The sequence below is a fragment of the Chitinophaga sp. GbtcB8 genome, assembly GCF_019091455.1.
In the GTDB taxonomy this organism is placed as follows: Bacteria; Bacteroidota; Bacteroidia; order Chitinophagales; family Chitinophagaceae; genus Chitinophaga.
In genome coordinates, this window is sequence record NZ_JAGXJN010000070.1 from 1 (window position 1) to 11,160 (window position 11,160).

The 11,160-nt window shown below is 47.3% G+C and carries 10 protein-coding genes; 3 read left to right on the forward strand and 7 right to left on the reverse strand.

Features of this window, described 5'->3' with window-relative positions; genetic code table 11:
- A partial coding sequence (gene dnaK / locus KVT36_RS31060) for a molecular chaperone DnaK (protein ID WP_217607312.1) occupies positions 1-1,373 on the reverse strand: 1,373 nt, incomplete at its 3' end.
- Between the two features lie 201 nt (positions 1,374-1,574).
- Between dnaK and KVT36_RS31065 the strand changes: the two genes are divergently transcribed.
- Both KVT36_RS31065 and KVT36_RS31070 read left to right on the forward strand, forming a co-directional pair.
- Positions 1,575-2,945: an OmpA family protein gene (locus tag KVT36_RS31065; RefSeq protein WP_217607313.1), complete on the forward strand. Its 1,371-nt coding sequence runs from the start codon at positions 1,575-1,577 to the stop codon at positions 2,943-2,945.
- A gap of 225 nt (positions 2,946-3,170) precedes the next feature.
- Positions 3,171-3,737 (forward strand): porin family protein, encoded by a 567-nt coding sequence (locus tag KVT36_RS31070; RefSeq protein WP_217607314.1) that lies wholly within the window; start codon positions 3,171-3,173, stop codon positions 3,735-3,737.
- Between the two features lie 124 nt (positions 3,738-3,861).
- Here the strand turns inward: KVT36_RS31070 and KVT36_RS31075 are convergent, their stop codons facing one another.
- Positions 3,862-5,103 carry an acyltransferase gene (locus KVT36_RS31075; protein WP_217607315.1) on the reverse strand — a complete coding sequence of 414 codons (1,242 nt, stop codon included), beginning with the start codon at positions 5,101-5,103 and terminating at the stop codon, positions 3,862-3,864.
- Between the two features lie 266 nt (positions 5,104-5,369).
- Here KVT36_RS31075 and KVT36_RS31080 point away from each other — a divergent pair, with 266 nt between their 5' ends.
- Positions 5,370-7,301: an arginine--tRNA ligase gene (locus KVT36_RS31080; protein WP_217607316.1), complete on the forward strand. Its 1,932-nt coding sequence runs from the start codon at positions 5,370-5,372 to the stop codon at positions 7,299-7,301.
- Between the two features lie 189 nt (positions 7,302-7,490).
- On the opposite strand, the gene KVT36_RS31085 is transcribed toward KVT36_RS31080, so the two are convergent.
- From KVT36_RS31085 to KVT36_RS31105, 5 genes are all read right to left on the reverse strand, one after another.
- The gene (locus KVT36_RS31085; RefSeq protein WP_217607317.1) at positions 7,491-7,985 is read right to left on the reverse strand and encodes a tetratricopeptide repeat protein; all 495 of its coding nucleotides are present in this window, start codon (positions 7,983-7,985) and stop codon (positions 7,491-7,493) included.
- A gap of 57 nt (positions 7,986-8,042) precedes the next feature.
- Positions 8,043-8,525, reverse strand: a complete 483-nt coding sequence (locus KVT36_RS31090) for a cytidine deaminase (protein ID WP_217607318.1) — start codon at positions 8,523-8,525, stop codon at positions 8,043-8,045.
- A gap of 117 nt (positions 8,526-8,642) precedes the next feature.
- Positions 8,643-9,812: a signal peptidase I gene (lepB, locus tag KVT36_RS31095; RefSeq protein WP_217607319.1), complete on the reverse strand. Its 1,170-nt coding sequence runs from the start codon at positions 9,810-9,812 to the stop codon at positions 8,643-8,645.
- Positions 9,813-9,901: 89 nt separating this feature from the next.
- Positions 9,902-10,549: an alpha/beta fold hydrolase gene (locus KVT36_RS31100; protein ID WP_217607320.1), complete on the reverse strand. Its 648-nt coding sequence runs from the start codon at positions 10,547-10,549 to the stop codon at positions 9,902-9,904.
- 60 nt (positions 10,550-10,609) lie between these two features.
- Positions 10,610-11,160 (reverse strand): sigma 54-interacting transcriptional regulator (locus KVT36_RS31105; protein ID WP_217607321.1); only part of this gene is annotated, 551 nt, incomplete at its 5' end.

The following is an 11,160-nucleotide window of genomic DNA, read 5'->3' on the forward strand; positions in this document are numbered from 1 at the left end:
GGCGGAATATCGCCTAAGATAAAGCGGCCCAGTGTACGGTTCTGGTTAGCCATCGGCCTTTCACCCTGCAGCACATGTATTTCTACACTCGGTTGGCTGTCTGCAGCAGTAGAGAAGGTTTCAGATTTCTTGCTGGGAATGGTAGTGTTGGATTCTATCAGCTTGGTGAATACACCGCCCATGGTTTCAATACCCAGTGACAGCGGTGTCACGTCCAGCAACAGCACATCTTTTACTTCACCGGTCAGTCCGCCACCCTGGATAGCAGCACCAACGGCTACCCCCTCATCCGGGTTCACACCCCTGTTCGGTTTTTTGCCAAAGAACTTTTCTACTACTTCCTGTATTTTCGGGATACGGGTAGAACCACCTACCAATATCACTTCATCAATTTCTCCTGTGCTTAAACCAGCATCCTGGATGGCTTTGCGGCAAGGTTCCAGTGTTCTTTCCACCAGTTTGTCGCTCAGCTGCTCAAACTTAGCACGGGTCAGCTTTTTCACTAAGTGTTTGGGTACGCTATCCACGGCAGTGCTAAATGGCAGGATGACCTCTGATTCTGAAGAAGAGGACAGCTCGATCTTTGCCTTTTCAGCAGCTTCTTTCAAACGCTGCCATGCCATTGGATCCTTATGCAGGTCTACGGCTTCATCTTTCTTAAATTCTTCTGCCAGCCAGTCCATGATCACTTTATCAAAGTCGTCACCACCTAAGTGTGTATCACCGTTGGTAGATTTTACTTCAAATACGCCGTCGCCCAGCTCCAGGATGGAGATATCAAATGTACCACCACCTAGGTCAAACACAGCGATCTTGCTGTCATGGTGTTTTTTATCCAGGCCGTATGCCAGTGCTGCTGCAGTAGGCTCGTTAATGATACGGCGTACATTCAAACCTGCAATTTCACCGGCTTCTTTGGTTGCCTGGCGTTGTGCATCGTTAAAGTAAGCCGGTACAGTAATTACTGCTTCGTTCACTTCCTGGCCTAAGTAATCTTCGGCCGTTTTCTTCATTTTCTGCAGGATCATGGCAGATATTTCCTGCGGCGTATATAACCTGCCATCTATATCTATACGTGTGGTGTTATTATCGCCCTTGGCCACCTTATAGCTCCAGTGCGGTATTTCCTGGTTTACTTCGTCGTAATGACGGCCCATGAAACGCTTCACTGACATAATGGTGTTTACCGGGTTGGTAATAGCCTGGCGTTTAGCCGGATCACCCACTTTTCTTTCTCCATTCTTTAAAAAGGCCACTACGGAAGGGGTTGTCCGGCGCCCTTCGTCGTTGGCTATAACTACCGGCTCGTTACCTTCCATTACGGCAACGCATGAGTTGGTAGTTCCTAAGTCGATACCTATTATTTTTCCCATAATATTTAAGATTCTCCTTTAGTTGTAGATTGATTGTGTATTTGCCTATGGTTTGTCAATGATTATGCCAAGCGAAATTTTATGCAAATATGTCAGTTCATTGAACCCCGGGCGGTATTATTTGTTATGAACAGCAGTAACCCTTGCTAACTGACGGACTGGACCATATTATGTCACTTACTAACTACTAACCTTCCATTTATGAAAACAACCTTCACCTTTCGGGCCACCTGCATTATACTGGCCCTGGCTGCGCCGCTCATCACGCTGGCGCAAACAAATACCCCCGCGGGCAGTACCAGCACTACATCTGCAGGCATCTTTAATGGTACAAAAGATTACAAGACCTTTTCTATTGGGGTGAACGGCGGCCTGCTGGCGCCTGTATCGCCCACTGGTGGCAGTAATGATTTTACAAAGTGGAAAGCCTCTGCCGGGTATGGGGCTTATGTTAAATGGCAGATCTTACATGCGCTGGGCATAAGGGCTGACTATATTGGCGGCAAGCTAAAGGGCGACAACACCAAGGAACTGGGTAATGGCAAGATGCCTGACCGGCCCATTGAATCTTTTGAAACCAAATTAAAATGGTCAGCTGCTTTAAGCGCAGTAGTGAATGTGGCCACTATTAACTGGCTGTATAAACAGAACTTTGTACAGATCTATGTTTCAGCAGGCGCCGGTTTGGCGGGATACAGCCCCTCCATAACTCCCGCCAATGGTACTGAAAGGGAATACAAAACAGATGGCTCTATAAAAGAGCTGATCATTCCTGTAGGGGCAGGACTGAAATTCAAATTATCGGACATGGTAAACCTGGACCTGGGTTATACCATGCACTTTCTGGATGGGGATAACCTGGATGGCTTTAATTATGGCCCTAACCGCGATAAATATTCCTATGGATACGCAGGCCTGGAATTCAGCCTGGGCCCTGCCCACAAACCACAGCTCACCTGGAACAACCCTGCCAAGGTAATGTATGATGACCTGGCGGCTCAAAAAGCAGCCCTGCAAACGGAGCTGGAAAGCACCCGCAGCGCCAATGCCCGCCTGAGCGCAGATGTTGATAAATTACTGAAAGACAGTGATGGGGATGGCGTATCCGACTTCTTTGATAAATGCCCCGGCACTGCACAAGGCAGCAAGGTGGATGGCGGCGGCTGCGACCTGCCTAAGGATACCACCCCCAGGGTTACCAAGGTGGTGCAGCAGATCACGGAAGACGACCGCAGGCTGGTGCGCGAAGCCATCCAGAACCTGGAGTTTGAAACCGGTAAAGCCAGCATTAAACCCAGATCCTACCCCTCCCTGGACCGCGTGGCAGAATTGCTGAAAACCAAAGGCTTTAGCCTGAAGCTGGCCGGCCATACGGATAACGTGGGTACGGATGCCAAGAACATGATCCTTTCCAAGGACAGGGCAGAATCTGTAAAACAATACCTGGTAAGCAAAGGCGCTAATCCATCACGAATAGAAGCCACCGGCTATGGCGAAACCCAGCCCATTGCCAACAATAAAACCGCTGCCGGCAGACAGAAGAACCGGCGCGTAGAATTTACACTGTATTAAACGTTATGCGCTTTTACCCTTAGTGTTATGCGCTTTTAATACCAGTTGCATACGCTTTTACCTGCAGTAACACTGCCATTACTATACAGCAGCCGGGGAGTTCTGACAGAGCTCCCCGGCTAATTTTCAGGCAGGCAACATTTTGTGGCAGAAAGTGTTTCCCTCCTGCCCTAACTGTAAACCGGCATATAATTTGTCCCTGAAGCACAACTATCTTTATATATTATGAAAAAATTTATCCTATCGATGCTCCTGGCGGCTTCCGCCGTTGTAACTGTACAGGCACAAAAAATTCACATTGGTGCTAAAGGCGGTTTAAACATTGCAAATCTGACAGAAATTGACAATTCAAAGGCCCGGGTATCCGGTCATGTTGGCGGTTTTGTAAATATCCGCTTTCATCAATGGGCCTTACAGCCGGAACTATACTTTTCCGGGCAGGGAGCAAAATATGAAGTGGGCCTTACGAATGCCGACCGTACGCTGGCGCTCAACTACATTAACATGCCGGTAATGTTCCAGTACTACATTATTCCGCAGTTTTACCTGGAAGCAGGCCCGCAATTGAGCTTACTGGTAAGCGCCCATGACAAAGGCGGCAATTTATCAGTAGATACAAAGGACTTGTATAACAGTGCAGACATCAGTGCCGGCATTGGCCTGGGCGTAAAGCTGCCTTTCCATTTTGGTGTATATGGCCGTTACAACTTTGGCATTACAGATATCTATGATAGCGCTATTGACAGCCGTAACTCTGTTGGGCAGATAGGCGTGTCATATACTTTCTTTTAGTCGGCCACTGTCTGCGGACAGAGACCTATCATTGAAAAGGCAGTAGGTAGCTACTGCCTTTTCACGTTTTATATCCCTAATGATAAAGGTAATGAACGGTGGACCATGGACTTTTTAAATTTCATTATGGCAGTGGCGTATCATACTTCACTTTCTGCACTTCTGCAGGATACGTTTTATCAACTATCCGTTTCCCGATTGCAATAAACGGCTTTTCTACCAGCAGGTACAATACATAACTCAGTAATAAGTTGATCACCAGGAAAGCTGCCAGCGCAACAAGTGCAATACCGGTTTTACTGAAAGGAAGCTGTATGCAGCAGAACAGGATCATCTGCAAAGTAAAACTATGGATCAGGTACAACGAGTAGGAGAGATCAGCCCCCAGGGTAGCTACCTTACCGCCCAATATACCTTTAAAGAACATCAATATCTTATAAAGAAAACCAGGCAGGAACCGTTTCAGCTCATCCGAAAACATCATTGTTACAATAATGAGCAGCAGCCCCATTGTAAATACATTCACGCTCAGGCAAATGCAGATAAGGATGCAAAAGAACAAATGAAAATACCCCGTTTTGTTGATCAGCACTTTAGCCATGATCATACCGGTAACAAAGTAAATTAGCTGATAGGTAATAATGCTGGGCAGGCCCAGATTCACAATCTCGGCCGGAGAGTCAATTGCAGCGCTCCCGAAAAACTTGTACGATAAAATATATAAAGCGCCGGAAATTAAAACAATAAGCGGAAGTTTGATGAGTTGGTACCGTTGCGAGTAAAAGAACGCCAGGTACAACAGCGGGAAAATAAGGTAATACTGCACTTCCGGCGACAAACTCCATGCGGGGCCCAGTATGCTGGAGTTAATACCCGGGAAAAAGCCGTGCAGGAAAGTAAGGTGTAAGAACACATCCTTAAAGGTAGGCGCTAATGCCAGGTCGTACGTGAACTGGAACTGGGGCACCTCGCCGGTAAAGAAGGTCAGGTTGGCTGCCGCAAAATTCCGGGTAACAGGCAATAAAAAGAAGGCCACCATAATGGCTAGAAAATAAATAGGATACAGGCGGAAAAAACGCCTGAGCCAGAACCTGAAGAAGGTTTCTTTTTTCTCCGGCGGTTCTTTCCTTTCACGCAATGTATAATGGTACGACATCAAAAAACCGGTAATGATCATAAAACCACTTACGGCAGATGAGTTATGATGAAGGAATTTGCCCAGAAAGGGTAATGGGAAAACTTTTTCAGCACCCAGGTAATAATAAAAGTGTCCAAGCGCTACCCATAAAGCCAATAATATTCGCAGTCCGTTCAGGAATGCGGTATCATGAGTAGGCCGGTTCATCGAAGAAATCGGTTGTTCCATGCTCTGCATTAATTTCAGGCGTTAAATATACAAGCTTTTACCCGGCAGGTATTTACTAATATAGGTGCATGCCGGGAGATATATGGTTATTACATTACTTAAACCAGTAATAGCTTTAAAATGACTTTTATTATTTATCAGCGCTGACCAAAAAGACCGGCCCTTCCCCTTTAATAACCCTACTTGTTAAAGGCAATGGACCATCAACCATGGACCATGGACTTTTTTTATACCTTTGCTGCTACTTTGCATTAACAGTTTTCCACATGAGTGTTGTACAAACCATCAGATCAGCAGCAGCCACCGCTATTAAGGAGCTATATAAACAGGATATACCCGTTGACGATATTGCCATTAATGTTACCAAACCCGAATTTGAGGGGGAATATACCATCGTGGTATTTACCTTCACTAAGTTCAGCCGCCAGAAACCTGAGGAAACCGGCAATACCATTGGTACTTACCTGGCTGCCCGCTTCCCGGAGCTGATAGCTGGTTTTAACGTGGTAAAGGGATTCCTGAACCTGAGCATCAATAATGACTACTGGGTACAATACCTGCAATCGAATTTCAACAACCGCAATGTAGGCCACAAACCTGCTAATGGTAAAAAGGTAATGGTGGAGTATTCCTCCCCCAACACCAATAAACCCCTGCACCTGGGGCACTTACGGAATAACTTTTTGGGTTACTCCATTGCAGAGATCTTAAAAGCCAATGGATATGAGGTGGTGAAAGCCAACCTGGTGAATGACCGGGGTATCCATATCTGTAAATCCATGCTGGCCTGGCAGCTGTTTGCCCATGGCGATACGCCGGAATCTACCGGCATCAAGGGCGATCACCTGGTGGGCGATTATTATGTAAAGTTTGAAACCCTGCTGAAAGAACAGGCAGAACCCATTATTGCCCGGGTGCTGGAAAATGACTTCCGCGACTTTTCCGGCGCTGACCTGGAACGGGTAGAAAAGCTGGGCGCTTTGCTGCATAAACCGGAAATACATGCCGATAAAGAAAAATCCGACAAGATCCATGACGAAATAAAAGAGCTGGCCCGGAATAAAACGGAGATCATGCAGCAGGCTAAAATTATGCTGCAGCAGTGGGAAGCCGGCAACCCGGAAGTGCGTACCCTGTGGAGCACCATGAACGGCTGGGTATACCAGGGCTTTGATGTAACCTACAAACGCCTGGGCATTGACTTTGACAAGATCTATTACGAAAGCGAAACCTACCTGCTGGGTAAAGACCTGGTGGAAGATGGCTTACGTAAAGGCGTGCTGTTTAAAAAAGAAGATAACTCTGTTTGGATAGACCTGACCAATGATGGCCTGGACCAGAAGCTGCTGCTGCGTGGCGACGGCACCTCTGTGTACATGACGCAGGACCTGGGCACTGCCCGCCTGAAGTATGACGACTACCAGATGGACCTGAGCATATATGTAGTAGCGGATGAGCAAAACTACCATTTCAAGGTATTAAAGCTGATCCTGGAAAAGCTGCAGGAGCCTGCTGCTGAGGGTGTTTTCCACCTCTCCTACGGTATGGTGGAGCTGCCGCATGGCCGTATGAAGAGCCGGGAAGGCACGGTGGTTGATGCAGATGATATGATCACTGAAATGGTGAACACTTCTGCCCAGCACACCAAAGAATCCGGCAAGCTAAAGGACTTCAGCGAGGATGAACTGCAACGCCTGTACGAAGTAATCGGACTGGGCGCTATGAAATTCTTCCTGCTGAGGGTGGATCCTAAAAAGCGGATGATCTTTAACCCCGAAGAGTCCATTGACTTCCATGGTTTTACCGGGCCGTTTATTCAATATTCACATGCACGTATCAAATCTATTCTGCGTGAAGCCGGTGTGACAGATACCAGTCATTTGGACACTTACAGGCATAATGACAGTTTACTGCCATTAGAAAAATCACTGATCATGCTGAACGAGCAGTTTGGCGAAGTGCTGGAAGATGCGCAAAAAGAAATGAGCCCTTCTGTGATAGCCAACTATGCATTTAAACTGGCGCAGGAGTTTAACTCTTTTTATGCAGAGAAGGTAGATGGCAAATACACATACTCTATTGTAAATGCGGAATCCGAAGAAAAGAAGAACCTGCGTTTACAGATCATTACCCATACGGTGCATACCATCCGGCGGAGTATGGAGCTGCTGGGAATTGAAGTACCGGAGCGTATGTAATTAATAATGAAGAATGAATAATTAATAATAGTGAAGCAGTTATATCATGAAAATGAGATCACTGCAACTATAGTTAAAATAAAAAATGTCCTGCATCTTAAAGGTGCAGGACATTTTTATTAGTACGTTATAGTTATAACAGGCGTAAACTGGCCTTACGATTATTAATTATTCATTCTTCATTATTAATTAGTTGTTGACGGCCTTATCACAAAGCTCCTCCCCTTTCTGCAGCTCACCGGAACCGATATACGATTTTCCCAGCATGAACATTGCAAAGTAGTTCTGCGGCTGTAAAGCCAGCATACGGTTCCATAATACTACAGCGGCTTTGTAATTGCCTTCGTAGTAATATACATGGCCCAGGTCATGCAGTACCTGCAGGTCTTCCGGGCTGGTTACATTACTGGTACTATCCAGCTTTGAAATTTGCTGATAATAATAAGTGCTCTGGCGGTAGTTCTCCATCAGGGCGTAGATCTGGCCCAGCTCCAGGTAAGCGGGTGTATAATTCTTATCCTGGATAATGGCGGCATGAAAAAACTTCAGGGCAGCATCCAGCTTACCTGATCTTTTTAATACCAATCCCTCTTTATACAAAGCCCTGGCTTTGTCCTTTGGGTGTGCAATGGCTAATTGTACTGTGAAAACTGCTATTACCAGCAGACATAGGATACGCATCATAGAGAAAACATGGTCTATTGTCCCTAACGCAAATATACGTTATTTTCTTATATGAAGTCACTCCATATCCTTTGCAGAAAAGGATAAAGGCAAGAGCTGACCGGCAGCTGCTATCACATATACCTGGCCGCTTTGGCCGCTCAGGATCAGGCGGATAGGTTGCTGCAAACGCTGCTCATACTCTGCCAGCGACTGCCGGCAAATACCGCAGGGGGAAATGGGATGCCCGCTGCTGCCGTTTAAGTTATGGTAGCTAATGGCAATAGTATCTATGGGTACATTGGGATACAATACTGTGGCGGCGGAAAGGGCCGTTCTTTCTGCGCAAATGCCAGCAGGGAACGAGGCATTTTCCTGGTTGGTACCGCTTACCTGCTGTCCGTTAACCAGGCGTATAACAGCGCCCACCTGGAAATTAGAGTACGGCGCATAAGCCTCCGCAGTAACCGTACGGGCAGCCTGCAGCAGAGCGGCATCTTTTTCTTCCAGCTGCGAAATGTCATCGTAAAGCTGGTATTCAAATGATTGCAGCTGTTTCATTGAATGAAGAATTAATAATTAATGATTAATAATTAATAGGGTGCTGCGAAGGTATCGATAATAATAAAAAAGTCCCGCACCCGGAGGGATGCAGGACCGTGCAAAAATTGCTTATTGTTATTTGATCGTTCTGAATAAACGGCTCCAGCGGATGCTGCCATGGCCATAGCTCATCCAGATCAGCCAGGCCTTACCTACCACATGATCTTCCGGCACAAAGCCCCAGTAGCGGGAATCCAGGGAGTTGTTTCGGTTACCCCCCATCATCCAGTTATAGTTCATTTTAAAAGTGTAGGAATCAGCGGGTTTGTTGTTAATGTAGAACTGCCCGTTCTTAGCTTCCAGCGTATTGCCTTCGTACACACGGATCACACGGTCGTAAATGGCAATATTGGTGCTGTCCAGCTTAACAGTGGCGCCCTTTTTAGGAATGTACAGGGGGCCAAAGTTCTCCTCTGTCCAATGATAATGGGCAGTATCGTAAGGGAAAACGGATTGCTCCCCGCTGAAGTAAGGTTTAATGCTTTTTACTACCGGGAAGTTCTTTAACGCGGTTACGTTGCCCGGGGTAAGGTTGTACAGGAAGATGCCGGCGGATAAAGTGGCATCCGGGTTGGGCGTAATGTCCAGCTCATCCAGGCGGTCCGGGTTCAGGGGATCGCCATTGGTCTGCACAGTATATCTTCTTTCACTTTCCTGCGGAATGGGCGCCTGATGGCCATTTATAAACACTACGCCGTCTCTTATGCTCAGCGTGTCGCCGGATTCGGCTACGCAGCGTTTAATATAGTTTTCCCGTTTATCAACCGGGCGGGAGGTAACATGGTAGGATTCCCATACTGCATCTCTGCCCAGGCTGCGTACCAGCCCGTAGTAGCTTTGGTCCTGCTGTTCCAGGGCCACGGTATCGCCTTCGGGGAAGTTGAATACCACTACATCATTCCGTTTTACGCGGGTAAAACCGGGCAGGCGTTTGTAAGGCCAGTGTACGGCTTCTGAATAAGCTTTGCTGTATTTGGTGCCGGGTAGGGTATGATGGGTAAAAGGAACTGCCAGCGGGGTATTGGGAATGCGCGGACCGTAACTGATCTTGCTAACGAACAGGAAATCGTTCACCAGCAATGTTTTTTCCATAGAGGGAGTAGGGATCGTATAGGCCTCGAAAATAAAAGTGCGGATCAGCGTGGCTGCTATGATAGCGAAGATGGCTGCATCCAGCCATTCACGCACTGCAGACTTTCTTTTCTTAGGCTGGCCGTCATTGCGCCTCCAAAATGCCAGGTTCATTCAGTTGAATTTGTGTGTATTTAAATATCTTAAAAGAACAAATATAATATTCTGTTGTCAGTCAGCTAATTTTCCTTGTAAAAGTTTTCTTAAAGTTCCCGGCTCAATATACGGTTAATCTCATCGGCCTGGTTCATAATCATGAAATGGCCCCCTCCGTTTATCGTATAATCCGGCTTCACATATTTGAGCGGGAAAGTATGGTCCTTACTGCCGTGGATGTGCACTACAGCGGAATGCAGCTCCTCATTTTCCCAGAAAATAACGGTGCGGATAGCCCAGTACATAAAGTCAAAATCGCTGTTACGCAGGTAATCTTTCAGCAGGGCGTCTTCCTCCGCTGTTTTGGCTGTCATGTAAAATTTTACTACAAAGGTGCGCTGTTTGAAGAGCCAGCGGTTGGTCAGGCGGTATAATCCCAGCCTTCTTATCATGTTAAAATAAGCGGGGCGCTCCCGGGTGTTTTTGATGGTGCTGATCAGGATAACCTTTTCAACCGGGCGCTGACGGGCTATTTCCAGGCTTATCATCCCCCCGAAGGAAAGTCCCAGCAAGGTAAGCGGACCTTCTGTAGTAATGCCGGCCGCCATGCGGGCTGCGTAATCCGTAAAGGGCTCATTGGGCTGTGGCTTTAACCAGGGCAGGTAGTGCACCTCGTACTCCGGTGGAAACTGCAGGTAACGGAACATCCGCTCATCCGCCCCCATGCCGCTGATCAGGTATAACTGCTTCTTCATATGACGGTTGGCCGCTGGCAGTTGGCAGTTAGTGGATTATGCTAACTGCCTGCTGCCAAACTATATATTGGCTTTCTTTTTCTCGCGGGAAGGTACTACATAATCCTCCACATTATCTGCGGTGATGGTTTTGCCGGAGAGGATAACCAGCCTTTCCACCACGTTACGCAGCTCGCGGATATTACCTGACCAGTCGTGCTGCTGCAGGGCCTTGAGGGCCGGCGCATCAATCACCTTTTTTACAATTCCGTATTCCTGGCAAACGTTGTCCAGGAAATGATCTACCAGCAGGGGTACATCATCCCGGCGTTCATTCAGGGATGGTACGTGGATCAGGATCACGCTCAGGCGGTGGTACAGATCCAGGCGGAAGTTCTTCTCCTCCACCTCTTTCAGCAGATCTTTATTGGTGGCGGCTATTACGCGTACATCCACATTAATTTCCTTGTCGCCCCCTACGCGGGTGATCTTCCCTTCCTGGAGGGCCCGCAGCACTTTGGCCTGGGCGCTCAGGCTCATATCGCCTATTTCGTCCAGGAACAGGGTGCCGCCGTTGGCCTGCACAAACTTGCCGATGCGCTGTTTTACCGCAGAGGTAAAGGAGCCTTTTT